19 protein-coding genes are annotated in these 24,152 nt (G+C 66.9%); 11 read left to right on the forward strand and 8 right to left on the reverse strand.

What is annotated here, in order from left to right:
• Nucleotides 1–526 precede the first annotated feature (526 nt).
• From ACM0PB_RS19355 to ACM0PB_RS19380, 6 genes are all read left to right on the forward strand, one after another.
• Complete coding sequence (locus ACM0PB_RS19355; protein WP_235649550.1) at nucleotides 527–2,992, forward strand: GH92 family glycosyl hydrolase; 2,466 nt, start codon at nucleotides 527–529, stop codon at nucleotides 2,990–2,992.
• A 96-nt stretch (nucleotides 2,993–3,088) separates the two neighbouring features.
• Nucleotides 3,089–4,138: a LacI family DNA-binding transcriptional regulator gene (locus ACM0PB_RS19360; RefSeq protein WP_005416345.1), complete on the forward strand. Its 1,050-nt coding sequence runs from the start codon at nucleotides 3,089–3,091 to the stop codon at nucleotides 4,136–4,138.
• A gap of 60 nt (nucleotides 4,139–4,198) precedes the next feature.
• On the forward strand, nucleotides 4,199–5,512 hold the full coding sequence (gene fucP, locus ACM0PB_RS19365) for an L-fucose:H+ symporter permease (RefSeq protein ID WP_005416346.1): 1,314 nt from the start codon (nucleotides 4,199–4,201) through the stop codon (nucleotides 5,510–5,512).
• Nucleotides 5,513–5,519: 7 nt separating this feature from the next.
• Nucleotides 5,520–6,515 carry a carbohydrate kinase family protein gene (locus tag ACM0PB_RS19370; RefSeq protein ID WP_164093669.1) on the forward strand — a complete coding sequence of 332 codons (996 nt, stop codon included), beginning with the start codon at nucleotides 5,520–5,522 and terminating at the stop codon, nucleotides 6,513–6,515.
• Nucleotides 6,512–7,738 carry an AGE family epimerase/isomerase gene (locus tag ACM0PB_RS19375; RefSeq protein ID WP_065177594.1) on the forward strand — a complete coding sequence of 409 codons (1,227 nt, stop codon included), beginning with the start codon at nucleotides 6,512–6,514 and terminating at the stop codon, nucleotides 7,736–7,738. Before ACM0PB_RS19370 ends, ACM0PB_RS19375 begins: the two co-directional genes overlap by 4 nt.
• A 135-nt stretch (nucleotides 7,739–7,873) precedes the next feature.
• Nucleotides 7,874–10,492: a beta-mannosidase gene (locus ACM0PB_RS19380; protein WP_329888927.1), complete on the forward strand. Its 2,619-nt coding sequence runs from the start codon at nucleotides 7,874–7,876 to the stop codon at nucleotides 10,490–10,492.
• Between the two features lie 81 nt (nucleotides 10,493–10,573).
• Here ACM0PB_RS19380 and mtnC read toward each other — a convergent pair whose 3' ends face one another.
• From mtnC to ACM0PB_RS19405, 5 genes are all read right to left on the reverse strand, one after another.
• Nucleotides 10,574–11,269, reverse strand: coding sequence for an acireductone synthase (mtnC, locus tag ACM0PB_RS19385; RefSeq protein WP_134955628.1), 696 nt, complete (start codon nucleotides 11,267–11,269; stop codon nucleotides 10,574–10,576).
• 3 nt (nucleotides 11,270–11,272) lie between these two features.
• Entirely contained in the window at nucleotides 11,273–11,830 is a 558-nt protein-coding gene (locus ACM0PB_RS19390) for a 1,2-dihydroxy-3-keto-5-methylthiopentene dioxygenase (protein WP_065177596.1), read from the reverse strand.
• Between the two features lie 92 nt (nucleotides 11,831–11,922).
• Entirely contained in the window at nucleotides 11,923–12,564 is a 642-nt protein-coding gene (locus ACM0PB_RS19395) for a methylthioribulose 1-phosphate dehydratase (RefSeq protein WP_057497058.1), read from the reverse strand.
• 553 nt (nucleotides 12,565–13,117) lie between these two features.
• Entirely contained in the window at nucleotides 13,118–14,545 is a 1,428-nt protein-coding gene (locus ACM0PB_RS19400) for an amino acid permease (RefSeq protein WP_005416353.1), read from the reverse strand.
• An 88-nt stretch (nucleotides 14,546–14,633) separates the two neighbouring features.
• On the reverse strand, nucleotides 14,634–16,103 hold the full coding sequence (locus ACM0PB_RS19405) for an amino acid permease (RefSeq protein WP_111200478.1): 1,470 nt from the start codon (nucleotides 16,101–16,103) through the stop codon (nucleotides 14,634–14,636).
• Between the two features lie 132 nt (nucleotides 16,104–16,235).
• Here ACM0PB_RS19405 and ACM0PB_RS19410 point away from each other — a divergent pair, with 132 nt between their 5' ends.
• Both ACM0PB_RS19410 and ACM0PB_RS19415 read left to right on the forward strand, forming a co-directional pair.
• Nucleotides 16,236–16,850, forward strand: coding sequence for an NUDIX hydrolase (locus tag ACM0PB_RS19410; RefSeq protein WP_235649554.1), 615 nt, complete (start codon nucleotides 16,236–16,238; stop codon nucleotides 16,848–16,850).
• Nucleotides 16,850–17,242, forward strand: a complete 393-nt coding sequence (locus ACM0PB_RS19415; protein WP_065184959.1) for a hypothetical protein — start codon at nucleotides 16,850–16,852, stop codon at nucleotides 17,240–17,242. Before ACM0PB_RS19410 ends, ACM0PB_RS19415 begins: the two co-directional genes overlap by 1 nt.
• A 125-nt stretch (nucleotides 17,243–17,367) precedes the next feature.
• Here the strand turns inward: ACM0PB_RS19415 and serA are convergent, their stop codons facing one another.
• Nucleotides 17,368–18,609, reverse strand: coding sequence for a phosphoglycerate dehydrogenase (serA, locus tag ACM0PB_RS19420; RefSeq protein WP_005409458.1), 1,242 nt, complete (start codon nucleotides 18,607–18,609; stop codon nucleotides 17,368–17,370).
• A 169-nt stretch (nucleotides 18,610–18,778) separates the two neighbouring features.
• Between serA and ACM0PB_RS19425 the strand changes: the two genes are divergently transcribed.
• From ACM0PB_RS19425 to ACM0PB_RS19435, 3 genes are all read left to right on the forward strand, one after another.
• Entirely contained in the window at nucleotides 18,779–20,167 is a 1,389-nt protein-coding gene (locus tag ACM0PB_RS19425) for a D-2-hydroxyglutarate dehydrogenase (protein ID WP_065184957.1), read from the forward strand.
• A 62-nt stretch (nucleotides 20,168–20,229) separates the two neighbouring features.
• Nucleotides 20,230–20,529, forward strand: a complete 300-nt coding sequence (locus tag ACM0PB_RS19430) for a DUF2388 domain-containing protein (RefSeq protein ID WP_005416358.1) — start codon at nucleotides 20,230–20,232, stop codon at nucleotides 20,527–20,529.
• A gap of 40 nt (nucleotides 20,530–20,569) precedes the next feature.
• Complete coding sequence (locus tag ACM0PB_RS19435) at nucleotides 20,570–22,366, forward strand: DUF7844 domain-containing protein (protein WP_065184955.1); 1,797 nt, start codon at nucleotides 20,570–20,572, stop codon at nucleotides 22,364–22,366.
• On the opposite strand, the gene ACM0PB_RS19440 is transcribed toward ACM0PB_RS19435, so the two are convergent.
• A complete protein-coding gene (locus tag ACM0PB_RS19440) occupies nucleotides 22,344–23,420 on the reverse strand; it encodes an ATP-binding protein (RefSeq protein WP_065184954.1) in 1,077 nt (358 codons plus the stop codon). The genes ACM0PB_RS19435 and ACM0PB_RS19440 overlap by 23 nt on opposite strands.
• Nucleotides 23,420–24,136, reverse strand: coding sequence for a response regulator (locus tag ACM0PB_RS19445; protein ID WP_005416361.1), 717 nt, complete (start codon nucleotides 24,134–24,136; stop codon nucleotides 23,420–23,422). The genes ACM0PB_RS19440 and ACM0PB_RS19445 overlap by 1 nt, the downstream gene beginning before the upstream one ends.
• Nucleotides 24,137–24,152 lie beyond the last annotated feature (16 nt).

Below are 24,152 nucleotides of genomic sequence, written 5' to 3' on the forward strand. Positions count from 1 at the left end.
TTGTCCTGGCGACGGAATGTGGAACGGCATGGGGTCAGATCCGTTTTCCGTTGGAAAACGGATCTGACCCCGATTGATTTCGTTATCCGACAGAGATTCATCCACGCATGGCGTGGATCCACAGATCGCGGAAATCTGTCGAAGGCGGGGTGGGTCCGGTTGCGGGGGTGTCCGCGGCATGGATGCCGCGGCCAAGCCCCCAGGGATGGGTTTACGGCGTCCCCCGCAACCGGACCCGTCCCGCCATCCCTCAGGAAACCAGCTTTTGCTTCGGCCTTTGCTTCGGCTTCGGCTGTTGCTTCGGCAGGTGCAGGGCGCAGCCCTGCCGAACACCCCATCTCATGCTGCGCCGCAGAATGCATTCGGCTGAACCTGCATGCTCTACTTGAATCGATCTAAATTCACGGTCTGCTGGGTCGGGCGTCATTCCAGGGGGAGCTCTCTGCAGGTCAGGGCAGGGCTCAGCGGAACGGTGCCGGACGGCCCCGGCCGTCTGCCTCCGCGTCATCGACTACAGGAACCCGACATGCGTCCAGTGCCGTCCGCTCCCGCCGTCCCATTGTCCTCGCGCCCGCTGGTGCGCCTGGCCTGCCTGCTCGCGCTGTCGTCAGTGCCGGTGCTGCTGCAGGCCGCACCGGCCGCGCTGGAACGCGAGGTCAATACCTTCATCGGCAGCAAGGACGACGGCAACACGTTCCCGGGTGCGTCGGCACCGTTCGGCCTGATCCAGGTCAGTCCGATCGGCAGCCACTACTCGGGCTGGCGCTATGACGACGAGAAGATCCGCGGGTTCGGCCACTCCTTCCTGTCCGGCGCGGGTTGCTGGGAACAGGGCGGGCAGGTGTCGGTGCTGCCGGTGACCGGTTCGATCGGTCCGGGCGGCGATTTCGATACCGGCAATGCCAAGCAGTTCGACCACAAGGCCTACGCATCGACCTACACCCACGATGGCGAGGTCGGCCAGGCCGGCTACTACAAGGTGCGCCTGACCAGCTACGGCGGCATCGATGCGGAAGCCACCGCGCGCACCCGTGCCGCCGCCGAGCGCTACACCTTCAGCCAGCGCAGCGGCGATGGCCACGTGCTCGTCAATGTCGGCCAGGCCAACGAGCGCCATTCGGTGATCGGCAGCGTGGTCGATGTGGTCGGCGATCGTGTGGTGGAAGGCAAACTGGTCACCAAGAGCTTCTGTGGCGGCCACCAGTACACCACCTGGTTCCGCATCGAGTTTGACCGTCCGTTCAAGGCGCATGGCACCTGGGGTGAGGGCGGTGGCCTGCCGGGCGCGCGCCACAGCATGGAAGGCGAGCAGAAGCCGAACGGCGCCTGGCTCAGCTTCGACCTGGCCAAGGGCCAGTCGGTGACGGCGGTCAGCGCGATCTCGCACGTGGATGCCGAAGGCGCGCGCACCAACCTGCGCGCAGAAGGCATGCAGAATGGGGTGCTGCTCGGCTTCGACCGCATGCGTGCGCTGTCCCAGCAGTCCTGGCGCGAGCAGCTGGGCCGGGTGCGTGTTCAGGGCGGCACTGCCGACGACCGCGCGGTGTTCTACAGCGCGGTCTATCACGCACTGCTGCAGCCGATGACCGGCAACGACGCCGACGGCCGCTACCGCGGTTATGACGACGGTATCCACCGCGCCGATGGCTGGACCTATTACGAGTACTTCTCGCTGTGGGATACCTACCGCGCGCAGAACCAGTGGCTGGCGCTGACCCGCCCGGACGTGGCGCGCGACATCGGCCGTACCCTGCTGGCGATCGACGAACAGGTCGGTTGGCTGCCGCGCTGGGGTTATGCCAACTTCGAGACCAACATCATGACCGGCGATCCGGTCACGCCGTTCATGGTCGACCTGTGGCGCTTCGGCGCGCTCAAGGGCCGTGAATCACAGGCCTGGGATGCACTGCGCCGCAATGCCTTCGGCACGCCGCCACTGAACTCGCGCATGGCCGGACGCTCCGGCAACCCGACCTACCTGGACAAGGGCTATGTGGCCTACGACCGCGCGTTCCCGTCCAAGGGCATGGATGTCGATCCACACCATGGTGGTTCGGCCACGCTGGAGTATGCGTTGGCCGACTGCGCGCTCTCGCAGATGGCCGATGGCCTGGGCCATGCGCAGGATGCGGCGACGCTGCGTGAGCGTGGCCGCAACTGGCGCAAGGTGTGGGACCCGCAGGTGCGGGATGCCGAGACGGGTTTCACCGGCTTCCCGCGCCCGCGCACCGAGGATGGCCAGTGGTACACGCCGGCCGATGGCCACTACAGCCCGCGTTCGCACCACGGTTTCCATGAGGGCACGGCGTGGCAGTACCAGTGGCTGGCGCAGCAGGACGTGCCCGGCCTGGTCGAAGCGATGGACGGCCGCGAACAGGCCGGTCGCCGCCTGGATGCGTTCTTCGCGATGGACGCGCTGCAGGCCGATCCGCTCAATGCCGCCCGCAAGGCGTGGGTGGTGGGGCCGTACAGCTACTACAACCAGTTCCGCTACAACCCGAACAACGAGCCGGACCTGCACTCGCCGTGGCTGTACACGCTGATCGGCCAGCCGTGGAAGACCGCCGCCGTGGTGCGTGCCGCGCAGCAGTTGTTCACCAATGCCCCTAATGGCGTGACCGGCAACGATGACCTCGGCACGATGTCGGCCTGGTACCTGTTCAGCGCCATCGGCGTGTACCCGGCGGTGCCGGGCAGCGGCCAGTTCCTGCTGCACGCGCCGCGCTTCAGCAAGGTCGAAGTGGATATGGGCAATGGCCGAACCCTGCGCATCGACGCGCAGGGAGCCGATGGCCGCCGCCTGCAATACGTGCAGGGTGTGCGGGTCGACGGCCAGGCGCATGCACCGGTGTGGTTGGACTGGGACCGCCTGCAGCAGGGCCCGCGCCTGCAGTTCGCGCTCGACGCGAAGGCGCCGGAGCAGGGCTGGGGCACCGCGGTGAAGGACCTGCCGGTGTCCTGGTGCGCGGCACCGGGCAGCCAGCTGCGCTGAGCCGGACTGTGCCGTTCGCGCTGACCCAGCGAACGGCACGGCACGACACGGCCCTGATCCATTAGGCTTGAGCCTCCAGCGGAGTCCGGGAAGACGATGAACGACAACGGCAACAGTCCCAGCAAGCGCGCCGGCAAGGCGGTGACGGTGACCGACATCGCGCGCGCGATCGGCGTGTCACGGGCAACCGTGTCGCTGGTGCTGCGTGGCAGCCCGCTGGTCAACGTCGATACCCGCGCCAAGGTCGAGGCCGAACTGCGCCGCCAGCGTTACGTCTACAACCGCGCGGCGGCCAACCTGCGCCGTCGTACCTCGTCGAGCATCGCGCTGGTGATCAACGATCTCTCCAACCCGTTCTTCGCCGAGTTCGCATCGGGTGTGGACGAGGCGTTGGGCGGGCGTGGCTACGTGACCCTGCTCGGCAGCACGGGTGAATCGCCGGAGCGGCAGCAGGCGGTGCTGTCCACGCTGATGGAGCACACCCCGGCCGGCCTGATCCTGTCGCCGGCCGAGGGCAGCGATACCGCACAGCTGCGGCAGGCACTGGGTGCCAATGCCAACGTGCTGCTGTTCAACCGCGAACTGGCCGGGGCCGACTGGGACTTCCTGACCCTGGACAACCAGCACGGCGCCTATCTGGCCACGCGCCACCTGATTGAGCGCGGCCACCGCCAGATCGCGTTCTTCGGGGGCCACGCCGCATCCAGTTCCTGCCACCAGCGCCGCGCGGGTTTCCAGCAGGCGCTGGCCGAGGCCGGTCTTTCGCTGCCGCCGGGCTGGATGATCGAGTCGGCCCCGAACCGCCTGGAAGCGGCAGCGCGCACCGATGAACTCTTCGCCGACGGTCATCGGCCGAGTGCGGCGGTCTGCTACAACGACACCGTCGCGCTGGGCCTGATGCTGGGCTTGAACTCGCGCGGCATCCGTCCGGGCGGCGATTTCGCCGTCACCGGCTTCGATGATATTTCCGAGGCGGCGGTGGCCGTACCGCCGTTGACCACGCTCACCGCCGACCCGCGCGAGCGTGGCCGCCAGGCTGCGGCGCTGCTGCTGCAGCGGCTGGACGAACCCGACGCGCCGCCTCGGCGCACGGTCGCGCCGGTGCAGTTGCGCATCCGCGAAAGCAGTGCCGCACGACCGAACTGATTCCTTCCGCATACCCCTTCCACGCAACAACGACCTTCCGCGCATCGAGGCGCGTACCGCATGCCGATCTCCGCAACGCCCCGTCCATCGGGTTCTTCGGGCAACGCACCCGCCGTCACCAACGGCAAGGCGTTGGCTGTCGTGACCACGATCTTCTTCATGTGGGGCTTCCTGACCTGCCTCAATGACATCCTGATCCCGCACCTGAAGGCGGTGTTCGAACTGAACTACGCCAAGGCGATGCTGGTGCAGTTCACCTTCTTCGGTACTTACTTCCTGATGTCGCTGCCGGCGGGCCGCCTGGTGGCGGCGCTGGGCTACAAGAAGGGCATCGTGGCTGGACTGGTGATCGCCGGCATTGGCGCGCTGGGCTTCTGGCCGGCGGCCGAACTGCGCGTGTACGGCGCCTTCCTCGGTGCGTTGTTCGTACTGGCCACGGGCATTACCGTGCTGCAGGTCGCCGCCAACCCGTACGTCGCGCTGCTGGGCCCGGAACAGACCAGTTCCAGCCGCCTGACCCTGGCGCAGGCGCTGAACTCGCTGGGCACGGCCATCGCGCCGATCTTCGGCGGCATGCTGATCCTGTCCAACACTGTCAAGAGCGCTGACGACATCGCGGCGCTGCCGGCGGCCGAGCAGCTGGCCTACCGTGCCGCCGAGGCGCAGGCCGTGCAGGGACCGTACGTGGGCCTGGCCGTGGCGCTGGTGCTGCTGGCGCTGTTCGTGTTCCTGTTCCGCCTGCCGGCGCTGAGCGACGCCACCGAGCAGGCCGACCAGGGCCACCACCACAGCTACCTGGATGCGCTGCGCAAGCGCCACCTGCTGCTGGGCGTGCTGGGCATCTTCTTCTACGTCGGCGCTGAGGTGTCGATCGGCAGCTTCCTGGTCAACTACCTGTCGATGCCCAACATCGGTGGCTTCAGCGAACAGGAAGCCACGCACTACGTGTCGGCCTACTGGACGATGGCGATGATCGGCCGCTTCGCGGGTTCAGCGCTGCTGGCGCGCTTCTCGCCCAGCCGCCTGCTGGCGATCTTCGCGCTGGTCAACGTGGCGCTGCTGGTCACGACCATGCTGAGCTCCGGCAACATCGCGCTGTACTCGGTGGTGGCGATCGGCCTGTTCAACTCGATCATGTTCCCGACCATCTTCGCGCTGAGCATCGAGCGCCTGGGGCCACTGACCAACAAGGGCTCCAGCCTGCTGATCATGGCCATCGTCGGCGGTGCCGTGGTGCCGTACCTGCAGGGCGTCCTGGCCGACCACATCGGTGTGCAGGCCAGCTTCATCCTGCCGCTGCTGTGCTACGGCTACATCATTTTCTACGGACTGGTCGGCGCGCGTACGCCGGCCTCCGCAACGCAGGGAGGCTGAGTCCGGAATGGGTGGCATCGTTTGCTTCGGCGAAATTTTGATCGATCTACTAGCGCAGCCGCCGGCCTCGGCCGACACGCCGCGCGCCTTCCTGCAGTACGCCGGTGGTGCACCGGCCAACGTTGCCGTTGCGGCCGCACGGTTGGGTGCGAAGACGCAGTTCGTCGGCACGCTGGGCCGCGACATGTTCGGCGACTTCCTGGCCGACAGCCTGGTCGAGCACGGCGTGGGCACGGATTACATCGTGCGTACCGATGCGGCCAAGACCGCACTGGCCTTCGTCGCACTGGATGCCAGCGGCGAGCGCAGCTTCAGCTTCTATCGCCCGCCGGCAGCCGACCTGCTGTTCCGTGACAGCGACTTCCAGGCGGCGTGCTTCGACAGCGCACAGTGCTTCCATGTCTGTTCCAACAGCCTGACCGAAGCGGCCATCGCCGAGGCGACCTTCGCCGGCATGGATCGCGCGCGTGCGGCTGGCGCGGTGGTCAGCCTCGACCTCAATCTGCGTCCGGCGCTGTGGCCGGCGAACGAGGACCCGACACCGCGCCTGTGGCAGGCGCTGGAACGCGCCGACCTGGTCAAGCTGTCGCGCGAGGAGCTGGACTACCTGGCCGCGCCGCTGGGTGCCGATGGCGAGGCAGCGGTACTGCGGCGCCTGCTCGCTGCGCGCGCGCGCTGGGTGATCGTCACCGACGGTGCGGCCACGCTGCACTGGTACACGCGCGACAACCACGGCACGATCACAAGCTTCCGCGTGGCTACCGTCGACACCACGGCGGCTGGCGATGCTTTCGTCGGTGGCGTGCTGGTTGGGCTGCTGGAGCGCGGCGGCGCCGGTGCCGGTTTTGCCGCCTTCTGCAAGGACCCGGAGGCGATCACCGCCACGCTGCGCTTCGGTGCTGCGGTCGGTGCGCTGGCTGTTACCCGCAAGGGCGCGTTCGCCGCGATGCCCTCGCTCGATGAAGTGCAGCAGCTGCTGCAGGCCCAGGACATTACCGCATGAGCACCTCCCCCGACTTCCGTTCGCCCGCGTTCCTGCGCGCGCATATCGCCGACACGATGGCGTTCTACCACCCGCGCTGCATCGACCCGAACGGTGGCTTCTTCCACTACTTCCGTGACGACGGCAGCATCTACGACGCCAACCATCGCCATCTGGTGAGCAGCACGCGTTTCGTCTTCAACTATGCGATGGCCTACCGCGAATTCGGCAACGCCGAATACCGTGAGGCAGTCGAGCACGGCGTGCGCTACCTGCGCGAGGTGCACCGCAACCCGGCCACCGGCGGTTACGCCTGGACCCTGCGCGATGGCAAGGTCGAGGATGACATGAACCACTGCTACGGCGTGGCGTTCGTGCTGCTGGCCTACAGCTGCGCACTGAAGGCCGGTCTCGAACAGGCCCGCGCATGGATGGACGAGACCTGGCAGCTGCTGGAAGCGCGCTTCTGGGAGCCGCAGCACGGCCTCTACAAGGACGAAGCCGATGGGCAGTGGAATTTCACCGGCTACCGTGGCCAGAACGCCAACATGCACATGTGCGAGGCGATGCTGGCCGCCTTCGAGGCCAGCGGCGAACAGCGCTATGTGGAGCGCGCGCTGCAGCTGGCCGACAACATGACCCGCCGCCAGGCCGCCAAGGCCGGTGGCCTGGTGTGGGAGCACTACGATTCCAACTGGGAGATCGACTGGGACTACAACCTGGACGACCCCAAGCACCTGTTCCGCCCGTGGGGCTTCCAGCCGGGCCACCAGACCGAATGGGCCAAGCTGTTGTTGATCCTGGACCGCCATGTGCAAGTCGACTGGCTGGTGCCGACCGCGCAGCACCTGTTCGACGTGGCCGTGGCGCGCAGCTGGGACGAGGCGCGGGGTGGCCTGTACTACGGTTTCGCGCCGGAGTCGCGCCGGCAGCCGGGCATGGATGGCGCCCCGATCGGTGGCGACAGTTTCGTCTGCGACGACGACAAGTATTTCTGGGTGCAGGCGGAGACGCTTGCGACCGCCGCACTGATGGCCAAGCGTACCGGCGATGACCGCTATTGGCAGTGGTACGAGCGTATCTGGGCGTATTCGTGGGAACACTTCGTCGATCACCGGTACGGCGCCTGGTTCCGCATCCTCGATGCCGACAATCGCAAGTACAGCGACGAGAAGAGCCCGGCCGGCAAGGTGGATTACCACACCATGGGTGCGTGCTACGAAGTGTTGAACGTGGTGCGTTGAGGTTGGCGCGCCGGGCATGGTCCGGCGCTACCTGCAAGTCCAGTTCACGGCAGCGCCGGGCATGGCCCGGCGCTGCCGTGAACTGGACTTGCAGGTAGCGCCGGACCATGCCCGGCGGAAAGACAGGAGCATCCCGTGCATCGCCTTCCCCTCGTTGTCCGCCTGCTCCTGCTGCTGATCGCGGCGTCCGCCTTCCCGGTCGCTGCCACGCCGCTGCAGGCACAGTGGGAGTTCCGTATGCTGCCCGGCGACGCGCAGGGCGCCGCTCATCCAGGTCTGCAGCAATGGCGGGCGGCGACGGTGCCGGGCAGCGTGCACACCGACCTGCTGGCTCACGAACTGATCCGTGATCCGTATGTCGGCGCACCAGAGGCCGAACTGCAATGGATCGGCCTGGCCGCCTGGGAGTACCGCGCCCGCTTCGACGTGGATGCGGCGACGCTGGCCAAGCCCAATGCCGAGCTGCGCTTCGACGGTCTGGATACCTACGCCGACGTCAGCCTCAACGGCAAGCCGCTGTTGCGCGCGGACAACGCGCACCGGACCTGGCGCGCGCGCGTGAATGGGCGCCTGCGGGCCAGGGACAATGAACTGCAGATCGTGTTCCGTTCGCCTATCCGCACCCTGCTGCCGGGCGTGCAGGCAATGCCGCACAAAATCGCTGGCAACTACCCGTCGCCGTATGGCGATGAGCCGAAGGAGGCGATGGTCGGCAACTTCGCGCGGAAGCCGGCCTACCACTTTGGCTGGGACTGGGGGCCTCGCTATGTCACCGCCGGCGTCTGGCGCGGGGTTGACCTGCAGGCCTGGGAGGCTCACCGCCTGACCGATCTTGCGGTGCGTACAGATGCATTGAGCGCGGAGCAGGCGAAGCTGGCCGTGCTGCTGCAAGTGGAGCAGGGCGCGGCGGCGGGCTCGGCCGTGGTGAATGTGGATGTGCGCGATCCGCAGGGCCGCAACGTGGCCCAGGTGCAGCGCACGGTGCTGCTGAAGCCCGGCCAGAACAGCATCGAGGTTCCGGTTGAACTGGCCGATCCGCGGCGCTGGTGGCCAGTCGGCCACGGTGCGCAGGACCGCTACATGGTGCAGGCCCGCCTGGACCAAGGTGGCACGCCGGAGCTGGCGCGCGAACAGCGCATCGGCCTGCGCACGGTCGAACTGCGCCGCGAGGAAGACCGCAAGGGCGGGCAGGGCTTTGCCTTCGTCATCAACGGCGTGAAGATCTTCGCCAAGGGCGCTAACGTCATTCCGTTCGATGCCTTCCCCGCGCGCGTCGATGCCGCACGCCTGCGCCAGGTGCTGACGGCCGCGCGCGACGCAAACATGAACATGCTGCGCAACTGGGGCGGCGGCTACTACGAGGACGACGCGTTCTTCGACATCGCCGACGAACTGGGCCTGCTGGTGTGGCAGGACTTCATGTTCGGCGGCGGCATGCAGCCGGGCTACGATCCGGCGTTTCGTGCCAACGTGGTGGCCGAAGCACGCGACAACGTACGTCGTCTGCGCCATCACCCCAGCATCGTGCTGTGGTGTGGCAACAACGAGGAAGAAACCGCCTGGAAGGACTGGGGCCACGGCCGCGACCTGAAGGCGGCCGACCCGGCATTTGCGGCGAAGGTCTGGCAGGGCTACGTCGACCTGTTCGGCAACGACCTGCGCCAGGTTGTGGGCGAGGAGGGGCTGGGCGTGCCGTACTGGTCCAGCTCACCGAGCAACGACCTTGACGAGAAGGCCAACGATTCAACGCGTGGCGACAAGCACTACTGGCAGGTCTGGGGCAATCCGGCGTTGCCGGTGCAGGCCTACCTGCGCGAGACGCCGCGCTTCATGTCCGAGTACGGGCTGCAGGCGTGGCCGTCGGTGGCGACAGTGGACCAGATCGCCACCCGCGCCGAACAGCGCATCGACAGCCCGGTGATCCGCGCGCACCAGAAATTCATGGCCGGCGAGGGCAACAGCCGCCTGCTGCACTACATCGAACTGGGTTACGGCACGCCGAAGGACTTCGAGGACTTCGTCTATCTCAGCCAAGTGATGCAGGCCGATGGCATCGCACTGGCGGCGCTGCATCATCGCGCCTCGCGGCCATACACGATGGGTTCGCTGTACTGGCAGCTCAACGATGTCTGGCCCGGCGCCTCGTGGTCCAGCGTGGACTATTTCGGCCGCTGGAAGGCGCTGCACTTCGCCGCGCGGCGTTTCTTCGCGCCAGTGACGGTGGCAGCGCTGCGCGACGAGGGCAGCACGCGGGTGCGCCTGATCAATGATGGCGCCTCACTGGAAGCGCGCTGGCGTCTGCGGGTGATGGACGTGGAGGGGAAGGTGCTGCGTCGTCGCGAGGAAACGGTGACGTTGGTGGCGGCGGGTGTCACCTCGATGGGCGATTTCAGCGATGCAGAGCTGCTGGCCGGTGCCGACCCGACGCGTACGGTGGCGGTGTTCGAGTTGCTGCAGCACGGCGACGTGAGCGCGCGGCAGGTGGTCGGTTTCGTTGAGGCCAAGGACCAGCTGTTGCCGCGGCAGAAACTCAAGGCCACGTTGTCCATCGAAGGGGACCACTATCGTCTGCGGCTGGAAAGCGCGGCGTACGTGCGCGCGGCGTGGATCGACTTCGGCGCGCTGGATGTGCAGGTCGAAGACAACCTGCTGGACCTGCTGCCGGGCGAAACACGTGATATCGCGGTGCGCGGCCCGGTGGATCTGGTTACCCTGCGCGAAGCGCTGAAGGTGAAGACCCTCAACGACCGTTGAGGGGTTTCCCGCTTTGGTAGGTGCCAACCTTGGTTGGCACACCAGCAGCATGCCAACCAAGGTTGGCACCTACCATTTTGCTTACAGCTGGATCTGCTGGAAATTCTCGACCCGTTCGTGGCCGTTGGCGGCCTGGCCGGTACGCGGCATCGGGTAATCATCCAGGCGATCGATCAGGCGGGTCTGCAACCCGGCTTCGCGGGCGGCATCCAGTTCTTCCACCACATCGGACAGGAACAGGATCTCGCCGGCCGGTACGCCGATGGCCTGCACGATGCGGCGGTAGCTGTCGGCCTCGCGCTTGCCGCCGACTTCGGTATCGAACCAGCCCGACACCAGCGGGCTGAGGTCGCCGGCGTCGCTGAACCCGAAGAACAGCTTCTGCGCCGGCACCGAACCGGAGGAGTACACGTACAGCGGCAGGCCGGAAGCGTGCCAGCCCTTCAGCACCGGCGCCACTTCCGGGTAGAAGTGCGCGGTGTAGTCGCCACGGCGGTATCCTTCGTCCCAGATCAGCCCCTGCAGCGCCTTCAGGGCGGTGTGCTTGCGGTCCTGGTCGATCCAGCCCTGCAGCGTCTCGGCTACCAGATTGTCCTTGCAGGCACCGCCGATCTCGGTAGCCACCGCGTCCAGCCAGCGGCGGACTTCAGGCTGCTGGCCATGCTCGGCGACAAACGCGGGCAACGCCTTGCGCGCATAGGGGAACAGCACGTTCTTGACGAACGAGATGCTGCTGGTGGTGCCTTCGATGTCGGTCAGGATGACGCGGGCTTGCATGGATCAGGACGCCTGGGTGGGTACGTAACGAGGGAACTTCTGCGCGATGTCGGTGCCGGTGAAATGGCCGACCCAGCCGTCCGGCTCGGTGAAGAAGCGGATCGCCACGAAGCTGGGTTCCTCGCCCATGTCGAACCAGTGGGTGGTGCCATCGGGCACGGCGATCAGGTCGTCCTTCACGCATTCGATCTCATAGACCTTGTCACCCACGTGCAGGGTGAACAGGCCCGAGCCAGCAACGAAGAAGCGCACTTCGTCTTCCTTGTGGAAGTGCTCGTCGAGGAACTTCTTGCGCAGCTCGGCGCGATTCGGGTTGTCCGGGGCGATCGAGGCTACGTCCACGCTCTTGAAGCCGCGCTCGGCGACCAGGCGGTCGATGTCAGCGCGGTAGGCGGCGAATACTTCCTCCTGGCTGGCGCCCGGTGCGACGGGCGCGGTGGCCTGCCAGCGCTCGAAGGTGACGCCGATCTTCTGCAGCTCGGCAGTGATGACCGCGCCGTCCTGGGTGTCCAGCAGCGGCGAATCGGGGCGGGTGTCGTCGTAGATGCGCAGTCGGCTCATGGCGGCAGCTTGAACGTCTCGGGGGGAAGACAGGGTAGCAGGGTGGGTGTAGGGCGCAGATTCCGGATCGGCATCTGCACCTGCGCGCCGGTTCAGCCGCGCAGCCTGCGCAGCTCCAGTTCGCAGTGGAACAGGAACTCGAACGCTTCCAGGTGGCGGCGTGCCTCGGCCATGTCGCGGCCCCAGGCGTACAGGCCGTGGCCATCGATCAGATAGCCCCACAGGTTCTGCCGGTCGAGCAGGTCATCGACCTGCTTCGACAGCACGTTCATGTCCTGGGTGTTGGCGAACACCGGCACATCGATGGCCATTTCGTGGGTACTGTTGCCGGCGAAGGCCTTCAACAGCTCGTAGCCTTCCAGGCGGATATGACCCTGCGGCGCGTACAGGCGCGAGGCGATGGTCTGCACCGGAGAGTGCGTATGCAGCACGCAGCCGACCTCCGGGAAGCGGCGGTACAACTGGGTGTGCAGCAGGGTCTCGGCGGACGGGCGCAGCGGACGGCCGACGGCCTGGCCGTCGAAGTCCACCACCATGATGTCGTCCTCGATCAGGCGGCCCTTGTCCTTGCCGGACACCGTGATCGCCGCGTGGCGATCGTCCAGGCGGTGGGAGAAGTTGCTGCTGGTGGCCGGGGTCCAGCCGGCATGGGCCAGTTCGCGGACGTTGTCGATCAGCAGCTGGGCCAGTTCGCTCAGGCGCGCGGTGTCGTAGGGGAAGGTGGGGGCGTTCATGCCGACGATTTTACTGGATTCGGCCAACGGCTGAGCCCCTCGTGGCGGGTCGTATAGAGCGGTTCATGGGCGGGGCGGGGCAGGTGGGCCGTGCAGGGGACGCTGCAAGTACGTCCCTGTAAGCTCGATGGCGCCATCCATGGCGCCAGCGCCCCTACACGGCCCACCCGCCCCGCCTCTGACAGGTTCCGGTGTACGGCCGGCCACGGAGTGAAGAAGGAAAAGCGAAAAGCGGGTCGCGGCGCTGCGCTTGCTCGGAGCCGAGCATGGCTCGGCTCTACAGGGAATTCATCGACCGGAGAGAATTCATCTCTCAGACGCAATTCATCCACGCATGGCGTGGATCTACCGGACGTGCCAGGAGACTGTCGGAGGCGGGGAGGGGGGAGGTTGCGGGGGCGTGAGCCGCATGGATGCGGCGACCGAGCTTACAGGGATGTACTTGCAGCGTCCCCCGCAATCTCCCCCCTCCTCGCCAAACCCTCAGTCCAGCTGTTGCTGTTGACGTTGCTCCAGCGGGTGCAGGGCCGCAGGCCCTGCAATGCAAAAAACCCTACTTCACACGCAGCCGGCTGTGCCTGAAGCCGTAGCAGAAATAGATCACGAAACCGACGAAGGTCCAGACGCCCATCAGCATCCAGTTGTGCATCGTCATCGCCGACAGCAGGGCAACGCAACTCAGCACGCCCAGGCTGCAGATCAGCCAGGCCATCGGCATGCGGAACGGGCGCGGCAGGTCCGGCTGGGTGCGGCGCAGGATCAGCACGCCGGCACACACCGCCGCGAACGCGATCAGCGTGCCCATCGAGGTCAGCTCGCCAAGGATGTCCAGTGGGAACAGCGCCGCCAGCAGCGCGATGCCGATGCCGGTGATCACCGTGTTGATGTGCGGGGTGCGGTACTTCGGGTGGATCCTGGTGAACACCGGCGGCAGCAGGCCGTCGCGCCCCATGATCATGAAGATGCGCGGCTGGCCGATGATCATCACCAGTACCACCGAGGACAGGCCGACCAGCGCGCCGACCTCGACCACCCAGCGCAGCCAACCCAGCTGCGGATGCGCGGCCACCGCGGTCACCACCGGTTCGTCGGTGCCCAGCAGCTGGAACGGCACCAGGCCGGTCATCACCGCCGCCATCGCGATGTAGAGCACGGTGCAGACCACCAGCGACAGCATCATGCCGATCGGCATGTCGCGCTGCGGATTCTTCGATTCCTGCGCCGCCACCGACACCGCCTCGAAGCCGATGTAGGCGAAGAACACCATCGCCGCGCCACGCAGCACGCCTTCCATGCCGTACTTGCCGGGGCCTTCATTGGCTGGGATGAACGGCGTCCAGTTGCTGGTGTCCACGTACTTCCAGCCGACCACGATGACCAGCAGGATCAGGCCGGTCTTGAGCACGACCATCGCCATGTTCATTGCCGATGACTTGCTGATGCCGACGTAGCACAGCCAGGTCAGCAGCAGTACCAGCGCAGCGGCCGGCAGGTTGGCGATCGCGCCGGTGGGGCGCAGCTGTGCATCGAGTGGCGCACTGACCAGCGCCGCCGGTAGATGGATGTCGAACTGGCTGAGCAGGCTGAGGAAATAGCCGGTCCAGCTGACCGCCACCGCCGACGCAGAGACGCCGTACTCAAGCACCAGCATCCAGCCGATGAACCAGGCCGACAGTTCGCCGAAGGTGGCGTAGGTATAGGTATAGGCGCTGCCGGAGACCGGCACCATCGAGGCGAACTCGGCGTAGGCCAGCGCGCAGAAGGCGCAGCAGATGGCGGCCAGCACGAACGACAGCATGATCGCGGGGCCGGCGTGGTTGGCGGCGGCCTGGCCGGTGATGACGAAGATGCCGCCGCCGATCACGGCACCGATGCCGAGGGCGGTCAGGCCCCAGGGGCCGAGGTGGCGGCGCAGGCTCAGGCCGTTGGCGTCTTCATGGGCGGCATGCGGGTGCTTGGTGGCCCACAGTTGCTTGAACATGTGTGGTGGTCTTGTCGAAGCGCGCGGTGTCTGGCGCGCGGGGAAAACGGACGGGCCGGCACAGGGCCGGCCCGTAGGCGGATCAGGGTTACTGGGCCAGCTTGCTGTTGCGCATGCCATAGCCGAGATAGATCAGCATGCCCAGCACGGTCCAGCCGACGAACAGGTGCCAGTGCACCACGAACGCCTGCCAGAACAGGAACAGGCAGGCCGCAGCGCCAAGCGGGCAGATGATCCACACCGCCGGCACGCGGAACGGGCGATGGATCTCCGGCTTGGTATAGCGCAGCACCAGCACGCCGATGCAGACCGTGGCGAAAGCCAGCAGGGTACCCATCGACACCAGTTCGCCCAGCACGTTCAGCGGCACCAGGCCGGCCAGTGCGGCGGCGATCACGCCGACCACGATCGTGGCCCAATAGGGTGTGCGGAAACGAGCGTGGACCTTGCCGAAGAACTTCGGCAGCAGGCCGTCGCGGGAAATGGTGTAGGCGATGCGGGTCTGGCCCATCATCATCACCAGTACCACCGAGGACAGGCCGGCGATGGCGCCGATCTCGACCAGGGTCTTCAGCCAGGACAGGGTCGGGTAGGGCTCCAGCGCGGTCGCCACCGGCTTGTCGGTGCCCAGCAGGTGGTACGGCATCATGCCGGTCAGCACCGCGCAGACGATGATATAGACGATCGTGCACACGGCCAGCGAGCCGAGCAGGCCGATCGGCATGTTGCGCTGCGGGTCCTTGGTTTCGCCGGCGGCGGTGGAGACCGCATCGAAACCAATGTAGGCGAAGAACACGATGGTGGCCGCGCGGAAGATGCCGCTCCAGCCGAACTCACCCGGCACGCCGGTGTTTTCCGGAATGAAGGGCTGCCAGTTGGCCGGATCGATGTGGGCCGCGCCGATGCCGATGAACAGGCAGATGACGGTGACCTTGATCGCCACGATGATGGCGTTGACGAACGCCGACTGGGTCACGCCCACGTACAGCAGGCCGGACACCGCCGCCACGATCAGCACCGCCGGCAGGTTGAACAGTTTGCCGGAAGATACGAACTCGCTGCCGGTCCAGGCGATGGGTGCGGCGCTGAGCAGGTCCGGGAAGGGCATGTGCAGCGTGGTGGTGATGAAGCTGATCAGGTAGGCCGACCAGCCCACCGCGACCGACGCCGAGGCGAACAGGTACTCCAGCACCAGGCACCAGCCGATGAACCAGGCCATGCCTTCGCCGAGGGTGGCATAGGAGTAGGAGTAGGCACTGCCGGAGACCGGCATCATCGCCGCGAACTCGGCGTAGCACAGGCCCGCCAGGGCGCAGGCGAAGCCGGCCAGCACGAACGACAGCATCACCGCCGGGCCGGCGTGGTTGGCTGCGGCCTGGCCGGTCAGCACGAAGATACCAGCGCCGATCACCGCACCCACGCCAAGCAGGATGAGGTGTTTAGCCGTGAGGGTCCGTTTCAACGTGGCTTCGCCGTCCAGGCTGCCTTCGATGGGTTCGCCGGCATCGACGTGCCCGGCCGGCTGGACCGGCTTGACCCTCAACAGAGCTTTCAGCATGCAGTACTTCCTAATGATCGGATGGGGTGGGCCGCCGATACGTTGCCGGCAACCTTGAATGGTGAAGGCCGTGCGAACGGCCCGCTGTACCTTAGCCAAAGCTGAAGCCAACGCACAAGCGCAATCGCAACAATGAACGGCGATAATGAGCAGTATTTTTCCGAACCGCCCCCATTCATGCGCCAGACCGCCGAAACCCTTGCCGTGCTTGACGATCGCCTGCGCGGCCTGTTGCGGGACTATGCCCGCCGCGAGCCCGCCTACGACGCACTGGCTGCCGAATTCGGCACATTGCTGGACGATCCAGAAGATCCGTTCCGTCGCGAACGGCTGGCCGGGCATTTCACCGCCAGCTGCTGGCTGGTCAGTGCCGACGGCCAGCGCCTGCTGCTCACCCATCACCGAAAGCTGCAGCGCTGGCTGCAGCTGGGCGGTCACGCCGACGGCGACCGTGATCTGGCGCAGGTGGCGCTGAAGGAAGCCGAGGAGGAGTCCGGGCTGAGCGGCCTGGTACTGGAAGACCCGGCCATCTTCGATCTGGACAAGCATTGGATTCCGGAGCGCAAGGACGTGCCGGGGCACTGGCACTACGACGTGCGTTTCGTGATCCGGGCGCTGGGTGGCGAGGCCTTCGTGCTCAGCGAGGAATCGCTGGACCTGGCCTGGCGGCCGGTAACCGAGGTCGCGGCCGACCCCGAATCGGATGAATCCATGCAGCGCATGGCGCGCCGCTGGCTGGCACGTTGATGCTCTCGGACGGCTGTGCCGCGTTTGTTGCGGCTCATGCGTGTGGCGAGGCGAAGCAGGATGCTGCCCTTGCGATGATCAAGGCTGCATTGCCAGTCATCACATCCATCGACTGGGAGCGCGTGCCATCACGCCTGGAGGTCCCCGGGGTGGGGCGGGAGCGGCTGGCGCAGGAGTTGAGCGACATTGCAGATGCTGTTGGCTTGCCAAGCGAGGCTGCGTTGACGGTTGTCCAGGTGGATGGGGCGGTACCTTCGCTGGGCAGCCGCCTGCAGGACTGGCTGGTTCATGCCGAGGAGCTGGATTTCGTCGATACGCTGTTCCTGTCGATGGAAGACAGGGTTCTGATCCATTGGGACTTTTACAAGAACCTCCACGCCGTAAGGTTCTGAGGTGTTCCATCCACGCATGGCGTGGATCTACTGCGGGATCGCGCGAAACGCCAGTAGATCCACGCCATGCGTGGATGGCGCGATGCCGGAAGCACTCCGCCGGGGTATGCCCGGCGACGCCTTGCTCAATACAGAATGCGCGTCCGCAGCGTGCCCGGAATCGCGGCCAGCTCGTCGCGCACGGCGGCGGCCTGTGCCTCGCTGGCGGTGATGTCGATCACCACGTAGCCCACCTTCGGGTCGGTACGCAGGAACTGGCCGTCGATGTTGACGTTGTGGCGCGAGAAGATCTCGTTGACCTTGGACAGTACGCCCGGCACGTTCTGGTGGATGTGCAGCAGGCGCAGGCTGTCTTCGTGTTCGGGCAGGGTCACTTCCGGGAAGTTGACCGCCGACAGGGTGCTGCCGTTGTCGCTGTAGCGCACCAGCTTGGCTGCCACTTCCACGCCGATGTTGTCCTGCGCTTCCAGCGTGCTGCCGCCCACGTGCGGGGTCAGGATCACGTTGTCGTGGCGGGTCAGCGGCGACTCGAAGATATCGCCGTTGCCCTTCGGTTCGACCGGGAACACGTCCAGCGCGGCACCGCCGACGTGGCCGCTGGCCAGCGCAGCATCCAGCGCATCGATGTCGACCACGGTGCCGCGCGCGGCGTTGATCAGGTGCGCACCCTTGCGCATCTTCGCCAGCTCGGTGCTGCCGATCATCCACTGCGTGGCCGGCGTCTCCGGCACGTGCAGGGTGACGATGTCGGCGCGCGCCAGCAGGTCGTCCAGGCTGGCCGCGGCACGCGCATTGCCCAGCGCCAGCTTGGTTTCCACGTCGTGGAAGATCACCTGCATGCCCAGCGATTCGGCCAGCACGCCGACCTGGGTGCCGATGTGGCCATAACCGATGATGCCCAGCGTCTTGCCACGCACTTCATGGCTGCCGCTGGCCGACTTCGACCAGCCGCCGCGATGGCATTCGGCGTTCTTCTGCGGGATGCCGCGGGTCAGCATGATCGCCTCGGCGATCACCAGCTCGGCCACGCTGCGGGTATTGGAATAGGGCGCATTGAACACCGGGATGCCGGCCAGTTCGGCCGCATCCAGGTCGACCTGGTTGGTGCCGATGCAGAAGCAGCCCACTGCGATCAGGCGCTTCGCCTCGGCCAGCACCTCGGCGCTGAGCTGGGTGCGCGAACGGATGCCGACAATATGTGCCTCGGCGATGCGCGCCTTCAATTCGTCCTCGGGCAGCGCCTTGGTGTGTGCCTCGATCTGGCTGTAGCCGGCGGCGCTGAACACCTCCACGGCGGTCTGGCTGACCCCCTCCAGCAACAGCACGCGGATATCCTGCTTCGGGAACGAGGTCTTCTTCGGCGACATGGGGCAACACGGCCAGTGGGACAGGGGCCAACCACTATGCCAGATCACGGCGCTCATGGTGCAGTGCGCAATTGGTTGCATCCGTAGCTATCTGCCTGTCTGCAGGGCTGGACGCTGGCGCGTGCCGCTGGCACGCTTGCCCGTTCTTCACGCCCCGCGCTGGACCGTCATGACCGATTCCCGCATTGCCTCGCTGCAGCAGGCCTGTCCCGGCCTGAAGCTGAAGACCGACCCGGCCGACCTGGAGCATTACGGGCGCGACTGGACCCGGCGCTGGACGCCGGCGCCGCTGGCGATCGCACTGCCGGCCACGGTCGAGGAGGTACAGGCGGTGATGCGCTGGAGTGCCGCCGAGGGCGTGGCGGTGGTGCCGTCGGGCGGCCGCACCGGCCTCTCGGGCGGCGCGGTGGCGGCCAACGGCGAGCTCGTGCTCAGCCTGGAGAGGATGAACAGGGCGCTGGACTACGACGCGGTCGATCGCACCCTGGTGGTGCAGGCCGGCATGCCGCTGGAGGCCGTGCACAACGCCGCGCTGGACCACGGCCTGATCTACCCGGTGGATTTCGCCGCGCGCGGCTCGTGCACGATCGGCGGCAACGTTGCCACCAATGCCGGCGGCATCCGAGTGATCCGCTACGGCAACACCCGCGAGTGGATCGCCGGGCTGAAGGTGGTCACCGCCAGTGGCGAACTGCTCGAGCTCAACAAGGGCCTGATCAAGAACTCCAGCGGCTATGACTTCCGCCAGCTGTTGATCGGTTCGGAGGGCACGCTGGGCGTGATCGTCGAAGCCACCGTGAAGCTGACCGACCCGCCGCCGGCCAGCAACGTGATGCTGCTGGCCGTACCCAGCTTCGAAGTGCTGATGCAGGTGTTCGCCGCGTTCCGCGCGCGCCTGCAGCTGCAGGCCTTCGAGTTCTTCACCGACCGCGCGCTGGAGCATGTGCTGGCGCACGGTGCGCAGGCGCCGTTCGACGAGGTGCACCCGTACTACGTGGTCACCGAGTTCGCCGCCAACGACGAAGCGCAGGAAGCGGCGGCGATGGCGGCCTTCGAGGACTGCATGGGCAACGGCTGGGTCAGCGACGGGGTGATCAGTGCCAGCGACGCCCAGGCCGCCCAGCTGTGGCGCCTGCGCGAAGGCATCACCGAATCGCTGGCGCGCTACAAACCCTACAAGAACGACGTCTCGGTACGGATCTCGGCGATGCCGGCGTTCCTGGCAGAGACCCAGGCACTGATCGGGCAAGCCTACCCGCACTTCGACGTGGTCTGGTTCGGCCACATCGGCGACGGCAACCTGCACATCAACGTGCTCAAGCCCGACGACACCAGTGACGCCGATTTCGTGGCGCAGTGCGAGCACGTCACCAAGCTGCTGGCGCAGGTGCTGGCGCGTTTCGATGGCAGCATCTCGGCCGAGCATGGTATCGGCCTGGTCAAGAAGGGCTACCTGGACAGCACCCGCGGCCCGGCCGAAATCGCGCTGATGAAGGCGGTCAAACGCGCGTTCGATCCCCAAGCGCGGCTGAATCCCGGCAAGCTGTTCGACGCCTGAGCCGGGCAAATCCTTCACGCACCCGTTACGCTCCACGCATCCTCACAACCGGCTTCGAACCGATGACCCGTAAGCTTCTGCTGCTCGCCCTGCTGTCCCTGCCGCTGGCCGGCTTCGCTTCCAGCTTCGCCGGCACCTCGGCCGGTTCGGCCACCGGCGCTTCCTCCGGCTCCTCGGGCAGCAGCTCGGGTGATGACAAGGTGGTGCTGGCCGCGCGCGACGATGCCGCTGCGTTCGTTGCCAGCGACGGCCAGATCCGTGGCGCCCGCCTGCAGGCCGCGCTGGTCCACCTGCGTGAGCAGAGCGCCACCGCACAGCTGCAGAGCGACCTGGAACTGGCCCGCGCGCTGCTGGCCCGTTGATCCGGCCTTCGGGTAGTGCCGGCCGCTGGCCGGCAACTGCATGACATCTGCACGGAACGCCGCCACGCTTGGCGTGGCTCTACTGCTGACCGCCCACGTCGCGCCTGCAGCTGATCGCCTGCAGCTTGATCCGTCCGGTCTCGATCCGGCACAGCAGCGGCTCGCCAGCCAGACCCTGGCCGACGTGCAGTCACTATTGCCGGACGGCCTGCTGGCTGCGTTGCCGGCGCAGGTGCGGGTGCGCTGGACGGATGACCTGCCGGCCGATGTGCATGGCCGCACCTTCGCTGGCCGTATCGTGCTGCGCCGGAGTCTGCTGGGCGACAGTGCGCCGGGCGCCCGGCGCGCACGCCGCAGCGCGCTGGTACACGAACTAACGCACGTCGCCGACCGTGGCGGTGCGAACTGGTCGCAGAGCATGCGATGGCGTGACCTCGCGGGTTGGCAGCGCAAGCCCTGGCATCTCGGCCGTGGCGACAACGACTTCCGTGACCGCAGCCCCGATGCGTATGAACTGAAGGACCCGGCCGAGTACCTGGCAGTGAACGCCGAGCATTTCGTGCTCGACAGCGAGTTCGCCTGCCGGCGCCCGGCACTGGCGCGGTGGTACCAGGCCCATTTCGGAACCCCGCCATCGCTGCCGCAGTCGCACTGCGCGACCGCGTTGCCATTGCTGCAGGCCGAATCGGAAGAGGGGGCGGCATCGCTGCTGCAGCTCGACCCCGCGCGTGTCTACGCCGTGGATTACCTGTTCGCCGAAGGCAGCGCGCAGCCGATGAGCCGCTGGGGCCACAGCATGCTGCGATTGGTGATCTGCAGGCCCGGGCGCGCACCGGGGCCGGACTGCAGGCTGGATCTCGAACACCACCGCGTGCTGTCCTTCCGCGCGTTCGTGGGCGACGTGCAGATATCCAACTGGCGCGGCTTGACCGGCGGCTACCCGTCGCGGCTGTTCGTGCTGCCGCTGCAGCAGGTGGTGGACGAGTACACCAAGGTCGAACTGCGCGGCCTGCAGTCGCTGCCATTGCGGCTGCAGCGCGATGAGATCGCCAGCCTGCTCGAGCGCACCGCCCAGGTGCACTGGAGCTATGACGGGCGCTATTACTTCGTCAGCAACAACTGTGCGGTGGAGACCGCCAAGCTGCTGCAGGCCGGAGTGCCGCGGCTGGGCGAGGCCGGGCTGGCCCAGCTGAGTCCGCGCGGTCTCAAGCGCCGGCTGGCGCGGCTGGGCATGCTCGACGAGCGGGTACTCACGGACCGCAACGCTGCGCAGGCACAGGGCTATTACTTCGCTTCCGCGCGCGACCACTACCAGCAGTTGTTCACAGTGGCGGCGACCCAGCTGAGCCTGCCCGCCCGCGATGTGCGCGGCTGGTTGAAGCTGCCGGCGGAACAACGGGCACCGTGGCTGCTGAAGGGCGACCTGCGCGCCAGTGCCGGCCTGCTGTTGCTGGAACAGGCCGCACAGCGGCGTGCCGAGCTGCGGGCACGCGATGTGCTCAAGCGGCAGCTGCTGGCTGCTGCGGACAGCGCGGAAACCCGCAGCCTGCGCGGCCTGCTGGCGCAGAGTGGGCAGTGGTTGCGCCCAGGGACGCTGCTGCAGGACGGCGGCTATGGGTTGCCTCTGGGCGACGAGCAGGTACTGCTGTCTGCGGCCGTGACCACTGCCAGTGCGCAGGCGGTACCGGCATGGCAGGCATTGCGTGTGCAGCTTCGCCAGCAGTTGCCGGCGCGGCAGCGTGAGGAAATGGATGCGATCGACGCCAATCTGGCCGCGCTGGGGGCACACCTGCGCACGCAGGCCGCTGGACCGGCTACTGGCGCGGCAGTTCGATGACGAAACGGCTGCCGCCGCAGCTGCCGGGCGTGCAGTAGGCATGGCCGCCATGTGCATCGGCGATGGCCTTGACCACCGCCAGGCCGAGCCCGCTGCCACCGCCCTGGCGCGAACGTGAGCCGTCGGCGCGCATGAACGGAGTGAAGATGTCGGCATGCAGTCCCGGATCAATGCCCGGGCCTTCATCCTCGATGGCCACCTGCACATGGCCCGGCGTGTCATGCACGGCGATGCGCACCTTGCCTGGGCTGGCATAGCGACGCGCGTTCTCCAGCAGCGCCAGCAGCGCCTGGCGCAGGCGCGTGGGATCACAGTGCGCGTTGTGTTCCTCGCGGCTGGTTTCCAGTTCCAGCACGAAGCCCGCAGCGCGGAACTGCGGGTCGACCAGCGTCATCACCGAATGCACCTCGGCCACCACGTCGGTGCGTGCGCGACGCACGTCCAGCCGCGCATTGTCGGACAGGCTCAGCACGCGCAGATCTTCAATCAGTCGCGACAGCCCTTCGACCTGGGCGAGCAGGCTGCGGAACTGCGACTCGTCCGGCTGGAACACGCCCTCGGCCAGTCCCTGCAGGCGGCCGCGCAGGATCGTCACCGGAGTACGCAGCTCATGTGCGATGGCCGCATGCCACATCGCGCGCTCGCTCTCCATGTGCTGCAGGCGGCGCGCCATCGCATTGAAGTCCTCAACCAGGGTTGCCACTTCGCCCGGCGAATTCTCCTCGACGTTGGCGCGCGCCCCAAGGTCACCGCTGGCGAGCGCACGCACGCTGTCCACCAGCGAATTCAACGGCGACAGGATGCGGTGGGCGAGGCGGAACGAGGCGGCGATGGCCAGCGCCAGGCCGGTCAGGATCACGCCCACCATCCATGCAAGCTCCGGCCCGGTCGGCAGCCAGCTTTCCGGCTCTTCGGTACTTCCGGGGAAGAACTCGACCAGCACCGCGTACAGCAGCCACGACGACAGGATCATCATCACGATGACGCCGATCACCATCAGCGACATCGAGACGATGATGTGGCGGCTGAGCCCGGAACGGCGCAGTCGGGCCATCAGCGGTCAGCCATCAACCGGTAGCCGACGCCGCGCACACTGGCCGGAACATTGACCATGCCCACTTCGTCCAGCTTGCGGCGCAGCTTGCTGACATGGCTGTCGACAGTGCGCTCCAGCGCTTCGCTTTCCGGCAGGCATTCGTGCATCAGCTCGCTGCGGCTGAAGATGCGGGTCGGTGCCAGCGCCATGCAGTGCAGCAGCTTGAACTCGGTGAGCGTGAGCAGCACTTCGTGACTATAGCCTTCGCCCTCCACGTGCACGGCGTGGGTGGCCGAGTCGATCAGCAGCGGGCCGACGCGCAGCGCAGTGGGCGCGTCCACGCGCGAGGCGCGCAGCGTACGCCGCAGCACCGCGCGCACGCGCGCCGCCACCTCGGCCGGGTTGAACGGCTTGACCACGTAGTCGTCGGCACCCATGCGCAGCGCGGTCAGCTTGTCCAGGTCCTGGTCCAGCGCGGTCAGCATGATCACCGGCGTCTCACCACGCTGGCGCAGCTGGGTCAGCACGCTCCAGCCATCCAGGCGTGGCAGCTGTACATCGAGCAGGACCAGGTCGGGGCGGGCGCTGCGATGCAGGTCCAGTGCGCTATGGCCATCGGCCGCGCGCAGCGTGCGCAGTCCTTCGCGTTCCAGGTAGGCGCTGAGAATATCGGCGATCTCGGCCTCATCCTCGACGATCAGGACCAGGGCGGCGAGGGCGGGGGAGGCATGCATGCAGGGGCGGGGCCGT

The sequence above is a fragment of the Stenotrophomonas sp. AR029 genome, assembly GCF_047520695.2.
GTDB lineage: Bacteria > Pseudomonadota > Gammaproteobacteria > Xanthomonadales > Xanthomonadaceae > Stenotrophomonas > Stenotrophomonas sepilia.